This is a genomic window from Dapis hubbardiae BLCC-M172, from assembly GCF_050016015.1.
Lineage (GTDB): Bacteria > Cyanobacteriota > Cyanobacteriia > Cyanobacteriales > Microcoleaceae > Trichodesmium.
In genome coordinates, this window is the sequence record NZ_JBNHEQ010000004.1 from 8,476 (window position 1) to 31,969 (window position 23,494).

General features: G+C 36.1%; 16 protein-coding genes. 7 read left to right on the plus strand and 9 right to left on the minus strand.

What is annotated here, in order from left to right; translation table 11 throughout:
• A partial coding sequence (locus ACP6PK_RS00265) for a WD40 repeat domain-containing protein (RefSeq protein ID WP_426556754.1) occupies positions 1-937 on the plus strand: 937 nt, incomplete at its 5' end.
• 961 nt (positions 938-1,898) lie between these two features.
• On the opposite strand, the gene ACP6PK_RS00270 is transcribed toward ACP6PK_RS00265, so the two are convergent.
• Both ACP6PK_RS00270 and ACP6PK_RS00275 read right to left on the minus strand, forming a co-directional pair.
• Positions 1,899-2,810, minus strand: coding sequence for an ATP adenylyltransferase family protein (locus tag ACP6PK_RS00270; RefSeq protein ID WP_426556756.1), 912 nt, complete (start codon positions 2,808-2,810; stop codon positions 1,899-1,901).
• Positions 2,811-3,172: 362 nt separating this feature from the next.
• Positions 3,173-3,436: a hypothetical protein gene (locus tag ACP6PK_RS00275; RefSeq protein WP_143438021.1), complete on the minus strand. Its 264-nt coding sequence runs from the start codon at positions 3,434-3,436 to the stop codon at positions 3,173-3,175.
• Positions 3,437-4,371: 935 nt separating this feature from the next.
• On the opposite strand from ACP6PK_RS00275, the gene ACP6PK_RS00280 reads away from it, so the two are divergent.
• Positions 4,372-5,277: a vitamin K epoxide reductase family protein gene (locus tag ACP6PK_RS00280; RefSeq protein ID WP_426556758.1), complete on the plus strand. Its 906-nt coding sequence runs from the start codon at positions 4,372-4,374 to the stop codon at positions 5,275-5,277.
• A 260-nt stretch (positions 5,278-5,537) separates the two neighbouring features.
• On the opposite strand, the gene ACP6PK_RS00285 is transcribed toward ACP6PK_RS00280, so the two are convergent.
• Positions 5,538-7,304: a choice-of-anchor I family protein gene (locus ACP6PK_RS00285; protein WP_426556760.1), complete on the minus strand. Its 1,767-nt coding sequence runs from the start codon at positions 7,302-7,304 to the stop codon at positions 5,538-5,540.
• A 921-nt stretch (positions 7,305-8,225) separates the two neighbouring features.
• Between ACP6PK_RS00285 and ACP6PK_RS00290 the strand changes: the two genes are divergently transcribed.
• Together ACP6PK_RS00290 and ACP6PK_RS00295 are read left to right on the plus strand one after the other, a co-directional pair.
• Positions 8,226-9,164 carry a phosphate/phosphite/phosphonate ABC transporter substrate-binding protein gene (locus tag ACP6PK_RS00290; RefSeq protein WP_426556762.1) on the plus strand — a complete coding sequence of 313 codons (939 nt, stop codon included), beginning with the start codon at positions 8,226-8,228 and terminating at the stop codon, positions 9,162-9,164.
• Between the two features lie 59 nt (positions 9,165-9,223).
• Positions 9,224-11,140 carry an ATP-binding protein gene (locus ACP6PK_RS00295; protein ID WP_426556764.1) on the plus strand — a complete coding sequence of 639 codons (1,917 nt, stop codon included), beginning with the start codon at positions 9,224-9,226 and terminating at the stop codon, positions 11,138-11,140.
• 340 nt (positions 11,141-11,480) lie between these two features.
• Here the strand turns inward: ACP6PK_RS00295 and ACP6PK_RS00300 are convergent, their stop codons facing one another.
• Positions 11,481-11,819: a winged helix-turn-helix transcriptional regulator gene (locus ACP6PK_RS00300; RefSeq protein ID WP_426556766.1), complete on the minus strand. Its 339-nt coding sequence runs from the start codon at positions 11,817-11,819 to the stop codon at positions 11,481-11,483.
• 595 nt (positions 11,820-12,414) lie between these two features.
• Here ACP6PK_RS00300 and ACP6PK_RS00305 point away from each other — a divergent pair.
• Positions 12,415-13,152, plus strand: a complete 738-nt coding sequence (locus tag ACP6PK_RS00305; protein WP_426556768.1) for a pirin family protein — start codon at positions 12,415-12,417, stop codon at positions 13,150-13,152.
• A gap of 346 nt (positions 13,153-13,498) precedes the next feature.
• Here ACP6PK_RS00305 and larB read toward each other — a convergent pair whose 3' ends face one another.
• From larB to ACP6PK_RS00330, 5 genes are all read right to left on the minus strand, one after another.
• On the minus strand, positions 13,499-14,272 hold the full coding sequence (gene larB, locus ACP6PK_RS00310) for a nickel pincer cofactor biosynthesis protein LarB (RefSeq protein ID WP_426556770.1): 774 nt from the start codon (positions 14,270-14,272) through the stop codon (positions 13,499-13,501).
• 419 nt (positions 14,273-14,691) lie between these two features.
• Positions 14,692-15,720, minus strand: coding sequence for an ABC transporter substrate-binding protein (locus ACP6PK_RS00315; RefSeq protein WP_426556793.1), 1,029 nt, complete (start codon positions 15,718-15,720; stop codon positions 14,692-14,694).
• Between the two features lie 161 nt (positions 15,721-15,881).
• On the minus strand, positions 15,882-16,166 hold the full coding sequence (locus ACP6PK_RS00320) for a zinc ribbon domain-containing protein (RefSeq protein ID WP_426556772.1): 285 nt from the start codon (positions 16,164-16,166) through the stop codon (positions 15,882-15,884).
• Complete coding sequence (locus ACP6PK_RS00325; protein ID WP_426556774.1) at positions 16,135-17,013, minus strand: RNA-guided endonuclease InsQ/TnpB family protein; 879 nt, start codon at positions 17,011-17,013, stop codon at positions 16,135-16,137. The genes ACP6PK_RS00320 and ACP6PK_RS00325 overlap by 32 nt, the downstream gene beginning before the upstream one ends.
• Before the next feature lie 273 nt (positions 17,014-17,286).
• The gene (locus ACP6PK_RS00330; protein WP_426556776.1) at positions 17,287-19,062 is read right to left on the minus strand and encodes an ABC transporter substrate-binding protein; all 1,776 of its coding nucleotides are present in this window, start codon (positions 19,060-19,062) and stop codon (positions 17,287-17,289) included.
• A gap of 1,081 nt (positions 19,063-20,143) precedes the next feature.
• Here ACP6PK_RS00330 and ACP6PK_RS00335 point away from each other — a divergent pair.
• A complete protein-coding gene (locus tag ACP6PK_RS00335; protein WP_426556778.1) occupies positions 20,144-21,991 on the plus strand; it encodes an arylsulfatase in 1,848 nt (615 codons plus the stop codon).
• 254 nt (positions 21,992-22,245) lie between these two features.
• Positions 22,246-23,361: an HAD family hydrolase gene (locus ACP6PK_RS00340; RefSeq protein ID WP_426556780.1), complete on the plus strand. Its 1,116-nt coding sequence runs from the start codon at positions 22,246-22,248 to the stop codon at positions 23,359-23,361.
• The last annotated feature ends 133 nt before the right edge of the window (positions 23,362-23,494 follow it).

Consider the following 23,494-nt stretch of genomic DNA (forward strand, 5'->3'; position numbering starts at 1 on the left):
GAAAACTGGTAAACAACTCGCTACCCTGAACCACCAAGGAGAAGTAATAGCAGTAACCTTTAGCCACAACGGCAAGACCATTGCCACAGCAAGTAATGACAATACTGCCCGTCTCTGGAATACGAAAACTGGTAAACAACTCGCTACCCTGAACCACCAAGGAGAAGTAATAGCAGTAGCCTTTAGTCGCAAAAGGAACCTCGTTGCCACCGCAAGTGCTGACAAAACTGCCCGCCTCTGGGATGCCAATACTGGCAAACAACTCGCGACCCTACTCCACCAGGGCACAGTAAGATCGGTAGCCTTCAGCCAAAACGGGAGGACTATTGCTACAGGCAGTGCTGACAATACCGCCCGCCTCTGGGATACGAACACTGGCCAACAAGTTGCTACCTTGAACCACCAAGGAGAGGTAAGAGCAGTCGCCTTTAGCCAAAACGGGAATATAATTGCGACCGCAAGTAATGACAAAACTGCCCGCATCCATTGGGTAAGGCCACAAGATTTAATTGCAGAAGCTTGTCGCCGTCTTGGTCGGAATTTAACAGCAGAGGAGTGGCGGCAGTACATGAACAGTAACTTTGATAAATATGAGAGAACTTGCAATGAACTTCCCGTTCATCCTAGTTTAATTGCAGAAGCTAAAAATCTAGCAAAAACAGGAGAAAAAGAAAACATAAAAACAGCAATTTCTATCTTTAAACGCGCCCAAAAATTGGAACCGGAAATTGACCTCAACCCTGATACAGAAACTATAGAAACAGACCCTGAACTTGTGGCAAATTTTTTTGCTACTTCTGGCGAATTAGAAAAGGGTAAAAAATTAGCAAAACAGGGAAATATAGAAGGAGCAATTTCTATCTTGAAAGAAGCCCAAGAATTATCACCAGAACTTGACCTCGCTCCTGATACAAAAGACAAAGAAACAGACCTATAAATTGTGGCTAAGAAATTCTTTTTATAGCAGTTTTCATGTTTTTTAGAGTACAGAGATTTGGGTTTAAAGGAAGAATTTTTGTAGTCTACCTTTGTGAAAACCCCTATAAAGGTTGGATAGATACTTTGAAAAAGGGAGAAAATCCGATTACTTCCGAGGTATTGGAGGAGCTGAAAAATTAGGTTCGTAGGGGCGGGTTCCCCTTTCAATTTATGAGTTTTCACATTTAATTAGATAAACCCGCCCCCAGTTGGTTAGGTTCGTAGTGGCGGGTTCCCCTTTCAATTTATGAGTTTTCACATTTAATTAGATAAACCCGCCCCCCAAAGTCAGTTTGTAGGGTGTGTTAGATGGCATTAATTACTCGGTATTATCAGATATTGAACAATCCGTCGTAACGCACCAGAATGGTAATACCCGGCTCATTAAAAATGGTGCGTTACATTTCATTTTCATGTCGCGTAGCGTTAACGAAGTTGTGCGGAACGCTAAACGCACCCTACTAGACTGAGATTGCTATCCGTTCCGGAATGCTCCGCAAACCTTCCACTCCGTTCCAGTCGCAATGACTTAGATGTATTAATTATCTGGTAAAATGTAGCAATAGTAGGGGCGGGTTCCCCGTTAAATTCATAAGTTTTCACATTTAATTAGATAAACCCGCCCCCAATGATATAATGCAACGTCCTAGTTCTAGGGGCGGGTTTGTATAAATCTGAGAGTAAGTATGAAAATTCTAGCTAAAACCCGCCCCTACCATTGCACTATTTTAGCTGTTTCGGTTCACTACTGGAATTCCAATAACAGATTACAGTGCTTTTCAAATTGATGAACCACATTGCCATAACCAAAACCTTGTAGGGGCGAATGGCCATTTCCTAAGGTCATGCTCCGCAAACGCCCCTACTGTAATCTACTGAAATGAAAACCGCTGTAAATAAATACTCCAATATTGTCATTACTAAGCAGCAACATGGCGCAGAATAGTTAAAGGTTTCTGCTCCTTAATAATATTCATTTGCTCCTGATTTTTTACCAACAAAGCACCTGCAAAACCCAAACTATTCACAGAAATAGACTGAAAATCTTCATAATATCGCGGCACAACTAACATCCATTCTCGCGTCACCAAAAGATTATAATTACCAGACTGTTTCCCACTCATCCCATCACTACCTTCTATACCAACTGCTCCCAGCAAAGTCAAATAAGATTTTAGTATCTCAGCAGCAGACTCAACCGGAGAATTTACCCAACCAACATCTAACTTAGCTATAGCGTGTCGAAAAGGAAACCAAGACGTAACACCTATCCCATGATCAAACGTAGCAGTAGCGATCGCTCTATCTATCGGTATTTTTTCTCCATCTGGCACCATCGGCAGAGGAACTATTTGCAGATGTTTATGACGTTGACTCGCACCCGCAATTTTCCCACCGTTATAAAAAGCTAAACCTTCAAACTCCCCCATACAGCTACCCAAAGCTTGAAAATCTTGCAAATTAAGTAAATTTTCTTGTTCCTCAAATTCTCTAGTGACAATAAGTAGATGATGATCGACAACATTATATTTATTCAACAGACACAAATGAGTTGTAGAGATATCAGCAACAAATAAATCCTCCTCATAAGGTAAAAAAGGGTTAAAATCTTTACCAGTGACAACCTTCTTTTTTTCCTGCTGTTTTCTAGCTTCATCTTTGCGCGATAAATTAGACAAAATGCGCACCAGGAACCGAATATTATCCTGTTGTACAAACTCATATTCTGTGGGTATCGGTTGGAGTGCGCCACATTCTAGAGCATATTCAGTTTGCTCTTTGAGTCTTTCCCAGAGAGTACCCGGTACTAACAATAGTTGACTTTCAGACATAGTTTATTTTTGGAGATCGTATAACACTACGCATTCAGGTTAGGACAGTTATAAATCATGGAACCCTTTAACAGTATACTGTTCCCTATTCCCTATTCCCTATTCCCGATTCAAGTAGCGCTATATCAGTAATTGTCAATTATCATACTATTGATATGATCATCCATAGCAATAACTCAAATTTTCAGACAAAAAAAAGTTCCCCTTGAAAAACGGGAACTCGTATCAATAGCAACTACTCTTGAAGTTTGCATCTATTTTCATTATGAAACTAACTCAAAGTTTAGCAAAACTTCAACTATTTTAAGCTTCAAAAGCTTATAGAATACTTAGAATTTTATTTAACAGATTATACTATTAAATTAATCCCCAAGTACCTCTCTACAAAATAGTTGAGCTGAATCAAAATCTTTGCCGGATCTATTAGCTTGAGCTTCTTTATTTTCTAGGAAGCTTGCAACTGAACCTTTAGCTAAAGAACGAGTTGTTCCACTGGCACTATCTTCAACCCAACCTTGATTACCAACTTTATATCTAAAGTCACATGTATATTGATCGTTAGCCGATCCTGCTTGTAAGAAAATACCTAGAGAAGCTAGTACAGATAGGGTGAAGTACCTTTTCATTATAATCTCCTGTAATAGGTTTGCTGTTGGGATAGTCATTTACTATCTATAATTATTTTATATCTCTAAGTAAATATTTTTTATTGTTAACTACTATACTATTTACAACTTTTTCTTCAATTTTATGGATGATAATTCGCTTTTTTAAGTATAAATTCTCACTCAAAGATCGAGATTATTAATGTTAGGTACTACCGTTTCAGTATTAATAAAAATTAATTCAAAAAATCTCAGAATTTATGATATAATTAAATTCGACATTTTGCCAGTAATTTAAGTAGTATTTTACAGGTATGCACTTAATATTGTCAAGAGTTAAATATAACTATTTCTCTAAAAAATTATCTCTGATAAATATGCACAATTACTAAACATTTAACTTGCAATATCAATCAGAATTTTATGAATATTAATTATTACTAATCCAAAGAGTCAAAAGACTTACCTAATAGAAGAGAAAGAAAGTGTTTTGATAACTAATTAAACAGACTTGAGCTAACCTATAGCTAGGAATACATCATTTTTATGTAAACAGGCTAATCGTATTAACCTATTACTAAAACTATGCTTTCTACAACAGTCAGAGAAACGTCTCATAAATCTACTGCTAATGTAAAGTTCTAGCAAAGTAGATGGAGTGTCCTGCTGGCCTTAACGAAGTTATAAGTCAAAAGTCAAAAGTCAAAAGTAAGATGGCAATATATGAAATAGTAGGGGTGGGTTTAGCCGAAAGCCTTGATACTTCAGATTTAGTCCTAAAAACCCGCCCCACACTTGTTGCCCTTATTTATCCCCACCTAGCTCAATAGTAATAAAATCTCTAGGTTTGATAGATTATGGATAAAATATCTTACTATAGAACTCTATTTTGGACTTTCCAGTTTATAGGATAGTCAATCATATCAACATAAACTATATTAAATTAGGAGACACAAATGCGTAGTAAACGCTCTAAACCCTGGATCTATCGTAATTCACGTTTTATTATTGCTGGTATCGCAGCAGTAGGTGCTGTAATTACAGCCTATATTCTTATAGAAAGATTAACAGGGGGAACAGTTATTTGCCCTGTGGAAGGTTGTGATAACGTACTTAATAGCCCTTATGCTACTGTTTTAGGCTTACCTCTAGCTCTGTTTGGCTTTTTAGCTTATGCTGGTATGGGAACAATGGCGATCGCTCCTTGGTTAATTAACCAAGACTCACAAAAGGAATTACGCTCACAACTAGAAAACTGGAGTTGGTTATTAATGTTTGTGGGTGGTGTATCCATGACCATCTTCAGTAGCTATCTAATGTACATAATGGCATTTGAGATTAAAGCTCTTTGTCTTTATTGCATTGGTTCGGCTGTTTGTTCTCTGTCTCTATTTATCTTGGCATTAATTGGTCGTAATTGGGAAGACATTGGACAGTTAATATTTACCGCTATCATAGTCGGAATGATTACTATGGTAGGAACATTTGCAGTTTATTCTCCAATTCATAGCACTTCTGCTAGCGAACCAAATGTCTATGGAATTACAACTACTTCCACTCCGGCAAAAGTTGCATTAGCAGAACATTTAACAGCAGTAGGTGCAAAAATGTATGGTGCTTATTGGTGCAGTCATTGTCAGGATCAAAAGAAATTATTTGGTCAAGAAGCTGTTAGTAAACTAAACTATATTGAGTGCGATCCTAAAGGCAAAAATCCTCAACCTAACTTATGTGTTGCAGCAGGTATTAAAGCATATCCAAGTTGGGATATCGGTGGTAAGTCTTACGAGGGTGTAGTTTCTTTAGAGAATTTAGCCAAGTTATCAGGCTATAACGGATCGACTAATTTTGATAATCCTTAATTACGGTGCTTTTCATGTGGGTAGACCACATCGTCACAACGAAAACTTTGTAGGGACGTTCCATGGAACCTCCTTACAGTTGATGATTCAAGCTTGTAGTATTGCTCTAGCCCTAAGTATAATGGGCTAGAGCAATACTACAAACAAAAACTTTCATTATATGGATGTTGCTATAAAAAAGCACTGCTGAATTTATTTCTTCTAGAAAACAGCAATGCTTTTTTAATTCTATTTGAAATGGAAATTTCTAATCAATATCCTTAAGCTTTTTCTGGCTCTTGAATTGTTTTGCTCTTGCGCTTCAACAATAATTTTCCAGCAGCTCCAAATGCCAATAAACCAAAAATTGTACCTGGTTCAGGTACTGGCTCAATTTGATAAATGGTAGTTGTACCACTAACCTCATTGGCTGTTACTAATAAGGCTACACCATTGGGACTTTCTTTGGCACTAATAAATGTTAACCCTTCTATTCCTAAATCTCCAGCAGTACCAGTTTCGGGATCTCCATCAAAGTCACGGTTAGTTGTGTAGCTAATAAACTTAGGAGCTAATTGGTTACTAACATCGTAGGTCATAAAACCGCCAATCCGTTCTAAACCAATAAAGGCTAAGGTACGACCATCTACCTCACCAATAGCAACACCTTCTGGTTCAGGACCTTTATTATCGCTTCGATTATCAAAGGAGTCATTGTCATCATTATTGGAGTTGAAGAAATCTGGAAATAACTTAGCAGTTATTTGTTCAAAATCATCCCCACTGTCAAAAACTAACGCTCCGTGTTCATTCCAAATAGAGAAGGAACGACCACCAAAAGCGTATAGTTCATCGAAGTCACCATCACCATCTGTATCACCCATGGTATTTGTGATTTCCAAACGCCCTATAACATCCTCTTGTTGGAGTGTGCTAGCATTTGGGAAAGCTGTTGGATCTAGTACCACATCTGCTACTTCTGTTTCTTCTACAAAAGCTTTTTGTTCTTCACCATTATCATCGTCAAATGTATATTCACGACTATCACCTTCATTAGCTGTCACTAAGTAAGTTTCATCCCCTACTTTATAAGCAACAACTTCATCTGGTTGATACATCCCAAATACAGGATAGTTTTGAATATTAATTGCATCATCTTTATCGCTACCATCTATCCCATTATCAGGTAGACTATGATCTTTAAAACCAAGAGCAACAATATCAGTAAACTCACCAGTGGTAATATCAAGTATACCTAAAGCATTATTTTCTTGTAATGTTACCCAAGCTGTTTCTCCATCTTCCGAAATAGCGATCGCCTCTGGTTCCAAATCTTGAGCTACTGTAGCATTAGGGCCAAATATCCGCACACCTTCTGCTTTTAGTTCATCTACTTTATCATTAAAAGCTTGAAAGCCTGCAAATCTTACATTATCCTGGGTGAGATTTGCTGCACCATCCAACATATCTATTATACTAACAGAGCCTTCTGGATCTATTGTGTATTCATTGTTTGGCTCACCTTCATTAGCCACCAATAATTTACTACCATCTGGTGTAAAGGTTAGAGAATCAGGTAAAGCACCAACTGTTACTTGATTTATCAGTTCTCCATAAGGATCAAAGAATGCAACTATTCCATCATCTGTGACTGTATCATTATCGATAGCAACAGCAAAGGTACTATTACTATAAGCAACATCATTAATTCCACCAACAACAAAGTCACCAAATAATCCTTCTAAAGATATACTATCTAGTGTCTCCTCTATACCACTGAGGTCTTCAAGATTAAAGATATCCAAACTCTTATTACTGCCATTAATCTTAAATAAATTTTTGCTCGTTGGATCGTAAGCTGTATGAAGAGCGGCACCATCATCAAATATATCACTAGAGTTAGTACCTACTTGTGTGATACTAAAATTAGCTGCTGTACCTGGTGCTCCCATCACGGCCACTGCAAAACTTGATTGTACAGTTAATTTAATTATGTTTCCTAATACATTTGTATTAGTATTTTTACTTTTGCCCTGATAATTTTTCATTAGTTATGTACCTTTCAAATAAGTAGATTTTTCAACTTTATCAGTTATAATTTATATTAGTTGTTTGTACTTACAGCTTTATGAGCTAATATTGTCTAAGATTACCAAAGTATAATTTTTTTAACATTTTTCTGTGTTATTACTGATAATTCCCAAAATATTACCAAAGTATAATACTACTTCGTCAAACCACTCCAACTGTAGTAATTATCAAATATTTTTTAAAAATATCAGCATAGATAAACAGTCTACAACTCTTATTCAGATTACTATTCACCTAGTTCTACAGATTTTTTACATACAACTCAAACATGAATATTTAAGTTGTATGTAGTTTCTAACAATGGAAGATATTCGGGAACATTTTATAGTTTAATGCCCGAAGTTATGAGTACAGACAATTATTTTATGGAACTTAAATCAATAATTGCATTATTACTTAGAAATTTGCAATAGTTTTTAGGCAACTTCATCAAATCTTCATATATTATTGATTTACTCTTACTATAAATTTTGAATTATTGTTTACGAATAACCCCTAAATTAGGTCGATTGAATTACTGATTAGCTACATAAATTCAGGTATATAGAACATACAGCCTTATCGGTTGTTAAGATAGTATAGATATATGTAAATTTGTGCAAAAAAGTGAGGAAAAAAAAAGATCCCAAAGCTCAATGCTAATGAATGGCCTAATATTAAACAAAATTAGTTAAGTGGCCAATTCAAGTAAATAGGGCATATTGGCAACTATGAAATGAAGGCCATAGCAAAATCTAGATTACCCTGGCCAAAGGGACATAAGCCTATTGAAAAATTAGTTTATTAAAGTTTATTAAAGTTTATTAAAGTGTTTGTTAGTAAATTTGTTTGAATCATATCGTTCAAGTCCCAACTATCAGAATGGAGAGGCGGATAAAATGTTACGCAAGTTGTTTGTGAAACTAGCACTCTTTGGCATGGTCACTGCCTTGGTCAGCTCTAGCTTAAAATCATCAGCATCAAACCCGGAGCTGTTAGCTAGCACTAGCACTCAAGACCCAGATACCATAGTTATTGCCGATATTTCTAATAATCCTTCAAAAAAGATTAAACGCTACCAACCTTTAGCAGATTATTTGGCAGAAGAACTAGGCCAATTTGGAGTAAAACAAGGGGATGTCGAAATAGCTTCTGATTTGGATGAAATGGCCAATTTTCTCAAGTCAGGAATAGTAGACATTTATTTTGATAGCCCTTATCCAGCGATGATTATTAGTGATATGTCCGGTGCTAAACCAATTCTACGTCGTTGGAAGGGTGGTGTCCCAGAATATTATACTGTTATTTTTACCATGAAGGATCGAGGTATTAAGTCTCTAGAGGATCTTAAAGGTAAAATGGTTGGTTTTGATGAAATAAGCTCGACATCAGGTTATATGTTACCTGCTGGTATGTTAATAGAAGCTGGAGTTAATCCCCAAGAGAAGAGAACCGCTACTTCAAATGTATCTGCTGATGAAGTGGGATATGTTTTTACTGATGATGATGAAAATACTATTCAATGGGTAATTAGTGGAAAAGTGGCAGCTGGCGCCATTGACATCGGCACTTTTATGGAAATTCCGGAAGCCAGCCGACAAGCAATGCTAGTTTTAGGGGAAAGCGATAAAGTAGCTCGTCATGTAGCCTTAGTTAGAGCTGACTTGAAACCTGAAATGGTTGAGGCCATCAAAACTATCCTGATTCAAATGGACAAAACAGCAGAGGGACAAGAAGTATTAAAGAAATTCGAGAAAACAGCCAAATTCGACAATTTTCCGCCGGAATCAAGCATAGAAAGAATGCGAGAATTGTATGAACTTGTTCAGAACAGGTAAATTAGATGGGGCTATTCAGGATTGGACAAGGGTCGCTAGCTACAAAGTTAACGCTAGCTATGACAAGTTTAGTTGTCATAGTAGTGGCTGGTGTTACTTGGTTATCCGTTTACCGTCAGCAACAAAATTTTTACAATGAATTGGAGCAACAAGCGGAAATTTTACTTAATACTTTATCTGTAACTGTGAGAGATTCTCTCTACAAGCTAGATGCTGATTTTATGGAAGAAATCATGGAGCAGCTTGGGGAAGATAAGGTATTAGCAGCAGGGCGGATCTACGATAAAGATGGAAGAATTGTTGCTGACGCTTATGGTCAAGATGTCTTGGTTTACAATATTAAACCCGATCCTTTTGGAGAGCGTTTACTCAAAAGTGATGAAACAATTTTTGAGTGGGAGTCTACTCAACTTATTGCTGGTAAAGCGGTAATTATTGGCAGGAAAAGACTGGGAGCTGTGAGTGTAGGTTTGTCTAAAGCTCCCTTAAATGAAAAAGTTTCTACTGTGCGTAATCAAGGTATTATTGTTGCGGTAGTAGCTGCTACTGCTGGAACTTTTTTGGCACTGCTAATTAGTCGCTCTATTACTGAACCTTTAAAGGAAATGACTAGAGCTACTAAGCGTTTTGCTTCTGGAGACTTGACTCAGAAGATGGAGATTTCGACTGGAGATGAATTAGCAGTATTGGCAAGATCGTTTAATAGTATGACCGATCAACTGCGAGAACTAATTCAGAGCAAAGAGAACCTAATTGTTAGTTTAAAGGAGGGGGCTGAAGATTTACGCCAAAGTGAAGCAAAAAACATAGCGCTTCTAAATGCTATTCCCGATTTAATTTTTTGGTTTAGTAGGAAAGGGATTTTTCTTTACTATAAACCTTCTAGAAAAGATGAATTCTCTTGGTCTCGTCATGAGTTAATAGGTAAAAAAGTTTCGGAAATTTTGCCAGAAAATGCTGCTAAACAATACTTACAATATATTGATGAAGCACTTGAAGCAGGGGATATTAAAATTTTTGAATATGAGTGGTTTCTTGAGGAAAAACGCCATCATTTTGAAGCTAGGATCGTAGCAAGTGGTAAAAATGAAGTTTTAGCTATTGTCCGAGATATTACAGAAAGTAAGTTGGCGAATATACAGTTGCAACAAGCTAAAGAAGCTGCGGAAGCTGCTAATGTATCTAAAAGTCAGTTTCTTGCTAGTATGAGCCATGAGTTAAGAACACCTCTAAATGCAATTATTGGTTATAGCGATCTGCTCAAAGAAGAGTCTGAAGATTTAGGTTATGAAGATTTTATTCCCGACTTAGATCAGATTAAAACTTCTGGTTTACATCTACTAGCAATTATTCAGGATATCTTGGACATTTCTAAGGTAGAATCAGGGCAGATGACTATGTATGAAGAAGAATTTGATATCCCTACATTTATCAATGAAGTTCAGAGTATTGTACAACCACTGATGCTCAAAAATAGTAATTCTTTTGAGATTTATTGTCATAGCGAAATGGGTACTATGTTTGGTGACCGAACAAAGCTTAAGCAAGTTTTGATCAACCTATTGAGTAATGCTAGTAAGTTTACTCACGAAGGTTTAATAACTTTAAAAGTAGTTCGGGAAGGACATATAGGGCATAATGGAAATGGTGGCAGCAAATTGGTAGTAGAATCAGCTAATGTTTCAGAGAATCAGGTATTAAATCAGATAATTTTTACTGTGACTGATACTGGCATAGGTATGACGCCACAGCAGATTGAAAAAGTATTTCAGCCTTTTGTACAAGCCGATAATACTACAACTCGTAAGTATGGCGGAACTGGTTTAGGTTTGTCTATATGTCAAAAATTCTGTGAAATGATGGGTGGCAGAATTACAGTAGAGAGTTGTGTAGATGTTGGATCTACTTTTTCTGTAAATCTTCCAACTGTGGTAACATTAGAACCTGAAAATATTTTAAGTTCTGAATTATCCTAAAAGTTGAACTCAAAATACAAATCAAAAAAGTTAGATGTTTTTCTCCTCTTCAATACTATTTGAATTAAACACTATTATAAACTTATAAGTTTCTCAATCTCAAGTTGATAAATTTGTATCTAATTTTACTTCAATATCGGCAGGAGTATTTGCTCAAAAATATCAAAAATAAATCTAATTTGGGAGATGATACCGTTTCACGAAAGTTAAAAGTTAAAAGTTAAAAGTCAGACTTTATAGGCTCAAAACTTTGACAAGAAGCACTAATTTTAGGAAATTCTTTAACACCTAAAGTTTGAAACTATTTGTAACATTCTTTTTTCAAATTCGTATTATTTATCTATTTTTCTTCATTAAAATTAAGATGTTTAATTCCCCATTCGTGCATTTGATTAATCATAGGTTGAAGACTTTTTCCTAGAGAAGTTAAAGAATATTCAACTTTTGGAGGAACCTGCAAATAAACTTCCCGATGAACAATACCATCTGCCTCCATTTCCCGCAACTGTTGAGTTAGCATCTTTTGAGTCACACCTTTTAAAGAACGATGAAGTTCATTGAAACGTTTGACCCCATGAAATAGTTCTTTGATAATTAATAGTTTCCAACGTCCACCAATCACCTTAAGGGTAATTTCTGCTGGACAATTTGTCTTTTTATTTGCAGTTTGGATTTTCATAGTATCTTTTTGGGTACTATCTTACTTCAAAGTACATACTATACATACTAACCTGACTTAAGCTAGAGTAGAAATGTCCAAACAAAATCTATTAAATTTATATTTTGTATCCAGAGATTAATTCCAGAGAGAAAACACCATGGGCGAACCTGTTATTGCAGATAATAAACCAGTAATTATCGAACAACTTGAAGTAGGTACTTACTATTAGTGTGCTTATGGTCAATCAAAAAGCCAACCTGACAAACCATTTTGTGATGGTTCCCATGCTGGAATTGAGTTTACTCCTGTAGCATTTAAGATAGAAGAGGCAAAAAAAGTAGCACTTTGTAATTGTAAGAAAACTGCTAATCCTCCTTATTATGATGGGACTCACGCTAAACTATAAATAAAATATTCATGTGTTAATTTTGCATAATCGTTAAATGATTTTGACTGAAAATTAACTTCTGCAAAATCATGATTATGCAGCATTTTTTGGTAGTAAAGCTATTACAAGCAAGATGCTTGTGCTACATACTTAAAATTATCAAATTTTTTATTAGTTAAAATTAATCTAGTACAAAAAAATAAAAATTTATCGGAGTTAGTAAGAATGCCTCAATTACAACAAGTTGAAAAAGTTAAAGTACGAAAAGCTGAAGCAAGAGGACACGCAAATTCTGGTTGGCTAGATACTAATCATACATTTTCTTTTGCATATTATTTTGACCGTGAACACATGGGGTTTCGTTCCCTGAGAGTAATTAATGAAGATAGGGTTACTCCTGGTGATGGTTTCGGAACTCATGGACACCGAGATATGGAAATTATTACTTATGTTTTAGCAGGAGCATTAGAACATAAAGATAGTGCTGGTCATGTTGGTGTACTTAAACCAGGAGATGTACAACACATGAGTACGGGTACGGGAATTATGCACAGTGAATATAACCAGTCAAAATCTGAGGATGTTCACTTTTTACAAATTTGGCTACTGCCAAATTCTAAGGGTTTAAAACCAACATATAATCAACGTTCTTTTGATATAGAAAAAAATTGTGGGAAATTAAATTTAGTAGTTGGTAAAGATGGTAGGGATGGCGCATTAAAAGTTAATCAAGATGTGGATTTATTTGCAGGTGCTTTGAAGGAGGGCGATAGTATTTCTTATTCTTTTGAAGCTAACCGTTATGGATGGATACAAGTTGCTCGTGGAGAAGTAGATATTGTAGTAGATACTGATGATAAGTTATCTTTAAAAGCTGGTGATGGTGTTGCTTTAAGTGAAATTAAAGAGGTTTCTATTTCTACTAATTCAAATGGAGAAATTCTTTTATTTGATTTAGCATAATAGGGAGGAGTCAAGACTCAGGAGTCAAGAGTTATATCAAGTCTGCTTGTAATGGAAGTTTTATAAGAAACCGGGTTTGTGGGAGATAGATGTTAGTATGGTAAGGCATTTAATACAAACCCGGTTTCTATAATTTTTTATACCGATACTACTGGATTTGAGATTAAGATGATAAAGTTTTTTTATTACTAATTATCCAGAAACGATATAAAAGAAAGTCAAACATATCGTAGGGGTTTGGTCTCCAAACCCTCATATTATAACTGAATCAATATTTTTTGCCTACTCCCCCGCTCCCCTACTCCCCTACTCCCCCACTCTGCCACTCCCCTACTCCCTTACTCCCTCACTTCTTAGCTAATTTCTCACCCATTCTAATAATTTGTCCTGCCAAAATAGCTGCTCCAAAACCATTGTCAATATTCACAACACCTATTCCTGGCGCACAAGAATTTAACATTGTTAATAGGGGAGCTAAACCATCAAGATTAGCACCATAACCCACACTTGTAGGTACTGCAATAACAGGAGAGTCTGCTAAACCTGCGACTACACTTGGTAAAGCACCTTCCATTCCTGCGACTACAATTAATACATCTGCTTCTGCAATTAAATGTTTATTACTTAATAATCTATGAATTCCTGCTACCCCTACATCCCAAAGACGCTTGACTGGAAAACCACAAAGAGTTGCTGTAACTGCTGCTTCTTCTGCTACTGGTAAATCGGCAGTACCTGCACTTAATATTGTAATTATACCTTTGTGTTTTGGAGTAGGAAAATCTGAAATAATTGCACAGATTTTTGCATCTTCATAGTAATAAATATTGGCAATTTTATCTTGCAGCTTTTGATAAACTTCAGGTTCAATTCTTGTTGCCATTACTACAGGATTTTTGTGCCTCATTACCTTCATTATTTTGAGAATTTGTTCTGGCTTTTTTCCCGGTCCCCAGATAACTTCAGGAAAACCTGTTCTGATATTTCTATGGTGGTCTATTTTGGCAAAATCTTCGACATTTTCAAAGTCAAGATTCTTGAGTCTTTCTAATGCTAATTCTGGAGTGATATTTCCTGTAGCAACTCCTTTTAATAACTGTTCTAAAGCTTCAGATTTCATAATTTTAAATAATCCAACTAATAATTGAGAAAATTCTCTAGTGCGGGCATCTTGCCCGCTATTAGTGTAGCTGATTTAGATGAAATTCGCTATATATAGCAATCCTAAATGAGTTGTAATATTTGATCGTAGGGGTTTGGTTTCCAAATCCCATTTTTGCTTAGGTTTGGAGACCAAACCCCTACAATTTTTTTCACAAATTATTTAGAATTAGCAAAATTTGTAGGGTGCGTTAGACGGCTAATTTTTTAGACTGTGAAATGTATTTAACAATCTGTCGTAACGCACCATTTTAGATGTTTCAATCCAGTAGATAAGTTCATAAGTAAAATTAATTACATATCTGATTGACTCCCTTTTTCCAGTTAAGTTTTCCCTCTCTCAACTAGAAAATTTATTTTGTACGACTACTTAATGAATCAATCAGAAATTTGCAATTCATATAAATTCCAAAATCCCCCACCTAATTTACCATATTTAATACCTTTAACTCTATTTCTGATAGCCTCAAATTCTAAAGGAATTACCATATAGATAAAAGGTAACTGCTCAGTAACAATTTGCTCTGCTTTAGCATAAAGTTCTTTCCGTTTTTGTTCATCTATAACTTGAGATGCTCTGACATATAGATCGTCTATTTCTTGTTCCCATTCTGCTACTTTTCTGCCTTCTATTGCTTTTTCTCCAGGTTGGTTTCCTTGATTAAAAGTGTGTAGTCTACCATTTACAGACCAGATTGTATAATCACCATGAGGTTCTACACCTCCTCCTACAAAACCACGTAGAAAAGCTTCCCAATCCTTAGACAAATTTAGTCGTTTTATTTTAGCATTAAAACTCAGAAATTTTAGATTTACTTTAATTCCTATTTTGGCTAAATCTTGATTGATTTGTGTTGCCATTTGTTCTGTAACTTTTCTACCAGCAGTTAATAGTAATGTAAATTCTACTCTGTTATTTTGACTATCTAATAATTCACCATTTTGATTATATTTAAAACCAGCACTAAGTAATAGTGATTTTGCTTTTTCTAGATTATAGTTATAGATTTTCAGACCTGCTTCTGGGGATAGATAAAAAGGACTTGTAATAGGAAGTAGTGAATGTTGAGGCGCACCTAATCCACGATATATATTGTTTACCATTGCTTTCCTATTAATAGCATAAGCGATCGCTTGTCTGAAAAGTTTTTTATTAAACCATTTAGATTTAATCGGGTCTACAAATGGCTTACCTTGAGCATTACGACCTTGATTAAGATTAAAAGAAATAAAACGGGCACCTGATGAAAGTCCTCCATTGTAGATAGTATACTTACCTCGTTTTTCTTCTCTTTTTAATAAAGGAAAAATTGCTGGTTCTACTGTAATTGTATCTAGCTTCCCAGAGCGAAAATTTAAGAGTTGATTATCTCTATTTGAGATGACTTGCCAGACAATATTCTCAATGTAAGGTTGAGTATTTCCTTGCTCATCCTTGCGCCAGTAAAAAGGATTTTTTTTTCTAAAATAATTCGTTGATAAGGTTCATAAATATAGTTAAAAATGTTATATGCTGAACGATTTAGTGAAGTTATCTTCCGTTAAATCGGAGATTATAACGGGAGCTTCTAAAACAAAGATAATTGAACCCAAATTTCAGAAGTTTCTTGTATCATAGGCTGACCAGTGTCTAAGCCTCCACAAGCAGGCAAGATGATACCCACCTCGCATAATGCTTTATTTAGTATGTTGATTGCAGCATTCTCATCCCTATCTAAAACTGTTCCACATTTAGGACAATAATGCGTTCTAACTGACAAAATTTTAGGTACTTTTTGACCACAATTACTACAGTTTTGCGATGTATTATGAGGATTAACTTTAATTACATGAACACCGCGTTTTACCGCCACTGCATTCAATTTTGTAATGAAATCCTTCTCTTTGTCTAGCAATATGTTGATGTAATTTAGCTACTTTGTTTTGTGCTTTTTTCCAGTTATTAGAACCAATTTCTTTTCTAGCTGCTTTACTTTGTTTTCTAGCTAAATTAGATTGATATTTTCTATAGAAATTAGGAACAGAAACAGTTTCTCCAGTATTGGTAGTTAAAAACTCTTTGAGACCAACATCAATACCTACAGCAGTTTTGATATTATTTGTAGGAATTAAACTAGGAACTGACTTGTCTTCCAAACTTAAACTAACATAATAGCCATCAGCTTTTTTGGTTATGGTTGCAGTTTTAATAACAAATCCATCTGGAATAGGTCTATGAACTATAACTCGAATAGCACCAAACCTGCTAATAATAATTTGTTTACCATCAAACTTAACTGCTGCTTTAGGATGATTCACCCTACTAAAATTTAATGACCTTAGCTTACCTGTTTTTTTAAATCTTGGCCTACCAAACCTCTTGCCTGTTTGATCAGGAACTAACCAACGTTGCCAAGACTTATCTAATCTTTTAAGATTATTTTGTTGTACCTCAAAATATATCTCTTTATATTCTGGAAATAGTTTTTTAGTCTCTTTTAATTCTGCTGACTGAAAATGATAATCTGGCTTGCTTGGAATCTCACGAATTGGACATGAAATTAATGAGCAGCGGTCAATTTGACATCTAGTTCTATTGAGCCAATCTAACCGTTGACCCAAAGCATAATTCCAATGTCTTCTCAAGAGTTCTAACCAATTGTCTATTTTAGCTATTTGTTCTTGATTTGGTTTGATTTTGTAGCAATGACTTATGATCATTTTATTTCCTTTTCGACCAGACTTCTATTATAAGAGCTTGCATAGAGTTTGTCTATACATGATGAAAAAAACAGGATTAAATATTATGTTTTAAAAGTATTAATTTTGATTTAGCTCTCCCCTAGCCCTCCTTATTAAGGGGGGGAATATAACGGAAAGCCCTGCTTATCAAGGGGAATTTTGGGGGATCAATAACTTCTCAAACAACCTCTTAGTTTTAAGTAGCCAAAGGAAATAATAAATTATTTATTAATTTCCACATCTTTTTCATTTTTATTCAGCAATTTTCAGTTCATATAAATTCCAGAAACCACCACTTAACTCAGTATAATTAATCCCTTTAATTCGGTCACGAATAGCATCAAATTCTAGAGGATTTACCATATAGATAAAAGGTAATTCCTCAGCAATAATTTGTTGTGCTTGACCATAAAATTCTTTGCGTTTATCTTCATCTAATACTTGAGATGCTTGAATATAAAGATCGTCTATTTCTTGTTCCCAATCATTTACTTTCCAGCCTTTTATTTCTTCCTCTCCCGGTTGAGGTCCTTGATTAAAAGTGTGTAATCTACCATTTACAGACCAAATATTATAACCACCATGAGGTTCAATACTTCCTCCTGTAAAACCTCCCAGATAAGCATCCCAATCTCTGGATAAAGAGAGTTTTCTTACATAAGTATTAAAGCTGAGAAATTGCATATTTATTTTAATACCTAATTTTCCCAAATCTTGATTGATTTGCGTTGCCATTTGTTCTCTGACTTTTCTACCCGCACTTGATAGTAAGGTAAATTCTACTTTGTTACCTTCACTATCTAATAATTCACCATTTTGATTATATTTAAAACCAGCACTAAGTAAAAGTTTTTTAGCTTTTTCTGGGTCGTAATTATAAATTTTTAAACCTTCTTCTGGGGATAAATAGAAAGGACTTGTTACAGGAATTGGAGAATACTGAGGCGCACCTAATCCACGGTATATATTATTTGTCATTGCCTCTCTATTAATCCCATAGGCGATCGCCTGTCTAAAAGCTTTTTTATTAAACCATCCAGATTTAATCGGGTCTACAAATGGTTCGCCTTCAGCATTTTTTGCCTGATTTATATTAAAACAAATAAAGCTAGAAGTAGTTTCCGGACCACCATTATATATCGTATATTGCCCTCGTTTTTCTTCTCGTTTCAACAGAGTAAACATTTCTGGTACTACTGAAATAGTGTCTAGTTCTCCAGAGCGAAAATTTAACAGTTGATTATCTGTATTTTCGATAACTTGCCAGACAATATTTTCAATATAAGGTAGATTATTTCCCTGGTTATCTTTCCGCCAATAAAAAGGATTTTTCTCTAAAATAATTCGTTGATTTGGAGCATAACTTTTGATGCGATACATTCCATTTCCAACAATTTCTGTGACTGGGGTATCAGTTCCCCATTTTGTTAGATAGTTTAATTCTCCTTCCGAATTAGTAGTACGAACTGAATCTTTTAAAACATGAGCAGGTAGAATAGGTAATCCTCCAGCATATCTGACAAAAGGAGCAAAAGGTTCGGGTGTGGAAAATTCTACACGGAGATTATCTATTTTTTTTACTGTTGGTAAAGCACCACTTTGACCGATTCTAAGAATGTCTTTAAAACTGCTAGGAATTTTATCGTTGAGATATATTTCGTTATAGGAAAATACCACATCATCAACAGTTAAAGGTTCTCCATCTGACCACTTCAAATCTTCTTGTAAAGTAATAACTATTGTTTGTCCGTCTTCGGAAACTTCCCAAGATTTAGCTAATGCTGGTTCTAATTCTCCTGTTACACCATTTTCAATAATTAAGCCGTCATAAATATAACCAAAAACACTATATGCTGACTGATTTAATGGATAGTTAAAAGTAGAAGCATCGCTTGGTGTAGAAACTACCAGACGAGATTGATAATTTGATGGTGCTGGTCTACAAGCACTCAGGAAAAATATTAAAATAACTGTGCATAAAATTGTTAGTTTACGATAGTTATTTTTTGGGGTATTAAGGTTAATCATCTTGAGGTAATTGATATATCTCTGTAACTAGATAATACCAAATAAAATCAAGATATTTCTGTTGTGAGGCAATAAATTTATTTATAAGTATTTAACCAGGTATGATATAATTTCCAGAGATATTTTATCAAAATAATTGGGTTCCTCAAACCCACCTTTTAAGGCGAAAGGTTTTTAGAACGGAGATTTATGCCCCGCTCCAAAAATAACTTCTGACTTCCCCTCCTGCTCCCCTCCTCGGAGGGGTTGGGGGTGGGTTGACTTCTAACTTCTGACTTCGTTATTCTATTCCCTGTTCCCTAGAGCCTAGAATTCTGTACCTCGCAAGCATGGGAATTGCTAGGCTTTGTTGCATGAAAGTAGCGATAGAACATTTGTTCCGCTTTAACGCACATGGAAAGCAGAGCATGACTTCAGGAAAACCCGGAGCAAATGTAGTAACTATATCGATCTCTTTTCCGAGATTGATGTTTTATTCATCTATTGGACAATAGTTGACGTTTTATTCATCTATTGGACAATAGTTACAGCAGTTTCCGCGCATTATGAAGTACAAGTGTGGCAGCTATATACTTTCATGCAACAAAGCCAAATTGCTATATAACTTCCAGAGATATTTGATCCGGCGTTGCTGAACAAAGGGATGAATCTTTCACTCCCCACACTCCCCACACTAATTCATCCCACATATTGGGAGTTATATCATGTCCGCATCTGGATTACGAAGAGGCGATCGCTCTCCCTCAATTGGCAATGGCGATCGCCTCTTTATTTTGAATGAACTCAGCAAACTGTGGTAAGTTACTCATTTTTTAGTTTAGTCAATTAATAGGTTTGTATAATCGACTGATTAGCAATAATCATTAAAAACTTTTTATCATAATATGATAACTATTGCCTTTATATTAATAATTGTTTCAATTATAAGACAAATATTAAACTTTCTCCAAAGTATTTGACAAAGATTAATTTAGCAAGAATAATGAACAACGAAAGAACTTAAAGAAAAGATTTTCAGTAAATTAAAATTTGCTCTTTCTGATTCTTTGTAAAAAAATATTAACAAAGTAGATTTTTCCTCATGCGAAAAGCCATGAAAGCAGGGATTGCTAGCGTACTTTCCCTGTTATTGATGCTATCGGGAATGTTGCCTTGGCTCCCAACAGCACCAGCATTTGCCTACGAAGGAATCACCACCCTACCGGAAATCCAACGACCCAACATCCTAATGATCATGGGTGATGATATCGGTTGGTATAACATTAGTGCCTACAACAACGGCATTATGGGCTATCAAACCCCCAATCTTGACAGTCTTGCCAAAGAAGGAATCATGTTCACTGATTTCTATGGGGAAAATAGTTGTACTGCTGGTCGTGCCGCCTTTATCACTGGTCAAGCCTCTATCCGTACTGGGATGACTAAGGTAGGACTACCGGGTATAGATATAGGTTTACAAAAAGAAGATCCCACCCTAGCAGAGTTACTGAAACCCCTAGGCTATCGTACTGGTCAATTCGGAAAAAACCATCTAGGTGATTTAGACCAATATTTACCCACCGTCCACGGATTTGACGAATTTTACGGCAACCTCTATCACCTAAACGCTGAAGAGGAACCCGAAAACGAAGACTATCTACCCAAAGGAGAATCTATAGTATTCGATCAGTTCCGACCCAGAGGGGTACTCCACAGCTATGCTGGTATAAACTCTTATGTATGCGATCCAGACAAAGGCGAAGTTCCTGCTCCAATAACTGAAGATACAGGGGATCAAGTAGTCTGTGAGACTGGTCCCCTAACTAAAAAGCGGATGGAAACCATCGATCGAGAAGTATTAAGGAAGACAAAAAAGTTCATTGCAGAAGCTAAGGAAGCAGATGAGCCATTTTTTGCTTGGTTTAATACCACTCGGATGCACGTCTATACCCACCTGAAAGAAAAGTCTCAGGGAGTGACTGGACAAGGAATCTATGCCGATGGCATGGTAGAACACGATAAACAAGTAGGTCAACTTCTCCGGTTTATTAAACGCAAAGGTTTAGATGAAAACACGATTATCATCTACACTACCGACAACGGTGCAGAAGTATTTGGTTGGCCAGATGGTGGAATGACGCCTTTCTATAGTGAAAAGAATACTAATTGGGAAGGAGGTTTCCGTGTACCTGCTATGATCCGTTGGAAAGGTCACTTACCTGAAGGTGTAGTCTCCAATGAAATTATGTCTCACCTTGACTGGGTTCCAACTCTCTTAGCTGCGGCTGGTGTTGAGAATATCGACAGACAACTTCTAGCAGATGACGATAAACGGAAAATAAATGCACAATATCCCGAATATGAACAATATGACGTTCATTTAGATGGATACAACTTCTTACCTTACTTAGAATCTCTTGCAGAGCCAGAAAACAACCTGAAACGCCAGGAAATTTGTCCTTCTACCCCTGGTGTGTTGGGTGTATTGGGTCGCCTTCCCGACTATTGTCCACCTCGTTATCAGTATGTCTATTTCACTGATGATGGTTATCCGTCCGCAGTCCGGTATAACGACTGGAAAGTGATATTTAGTGAACAGCGTGCAGAGGGCTTTGATGTTTGGGAAGAACCCTATGTTAATTTGAGGGTTCCTCTGTTATTGAACTTACGTCGCGATCCCTTTGAGAAAGCACCTCACGAGTCAGAGAATTATCCTGACTGGAGGTTCCGTCGAACTTTCTTACTTGGTCCTATTACCACATCTGTAGGTCAGTTCCTCAATAGCTTTGTTAACTACCCCCCTCGTCAAAGACCTGCTTCTTTTACTATTAATCAGATAGTAGATGGGGTAGTACAACAAATTCAAATAGACAGGCTAAAAGAGGAGTTTCCGTTTATTACAGGCTTAAGAAAGATCATCCAGACGATTGTTGACAACAGTCTGGATTAAATCAAAAATTAGGCTACAGGTAGTATCTATTGCTGCTCAGTTTTGGCGAAAAATACTGCTTGTAACATTGCTTTCAATTCTAATCAATGATTTTCCAGACAATTAAAATTGACTGCGATCTTAATGACCTGATTACACTACTGTGTATATACAAGTAGAATTTAGGAGGATCTTTTTAAGACTATTGTTGAAGATAGATCCTCCTATTTCTCTTGACAACAATTTGACCTACTTTCAAGATGTGTAAATCAACCATGAACTTTCTCAACATCAACAGAAAAACTATCACATTTTTTCTTTCAGTTTTGCTCTCAATCTTTTGTATCGGCGGTACTTTAGGTTGTCTTCCTGCCTATGCAGCATTAGATTCTTGGAGTAACCCTGGTACTGGTAGCCGACAGGCGATCGTAGATTTTGTAGAAAAAGTCACCACCCCAGGAGATAACTTTGTTGAGGCAAAAAATCGCATTGCTGTTTTTGATAATGACGGAACCTTGTGGGCTGAAAGACCGCATTATTTCCAAGAAGACTTTATTAAAACTAGATTGGATAAATTGCCTGAACCCGTAGTCAGTAGACTGATTCAAAAGACTCAAAAGAGAATTGATAAAACTGGAGGACATCCTATTTCAGAGGAAGGCAAAACTTTTTTAAGTGAAATTCCAGTTGTTAGTGGACTCACAACAGGTGAATATAACTCCCTAGCTAGAAGTTTTCTTGATACAATCCATAGTAGTGTCACTTCGGATGATGAGGGAGGTTATCAACGGTTTGATACTGAATATATCAAACTGACTTACAAACCTGTGATTGAATTGGTTAACTACCTCAAAGCAAATGATTTCAAAGTCTATATTTGTTCTGGAGGTGGCATTTATTTTGTGCGTTCCTTTTCTGATGAAGCTTATGGTATTCCCACTGAAGAAGTGATCGGTTCAGCTATTAAGACAAAATATGATGAGTCTAATACAACCGATGGACTTGGAGGCAGTTTAGTCCGTAGATCGTGGCTAGCTCACTATGACGATCAACAGGGTAAACCAGTAGGAATTGAACTGTTTATTGGCAAACGACCTCTCATCGCCGTTGGGAATTCTAGTGGTGATTTTGAAATGTTTAAATATACAGATTCTGGGGTGGGAAATTCCTTAATCGTCCTGATTAATCATGATGATTGTGTTCGGGAATATAAATACAATGATGTACCTGGAAGCACTCATTTAGAAGAGGGTGTGGAAGTAGCTGATAATGAATCTCTCGACTACGCCCAAACTCATGAAAATTGGATCGTGGCTAGTATGAAAGACGATTTCAATACTATTTTTGATCCAATTCCATCAAGAGCACCTCAAATGTGTCCTAAACTTTAGTTAGTGGTCAGTCGGGTGAGCTTTGCTCACCTGACATAAACAGGGCTTACGCAGAATCACCATATATAGTAGGGGCGAATGGCATTCGCCCTTTACCTATATGGCATTCGCCCTTTACCTATATGGCATTCGC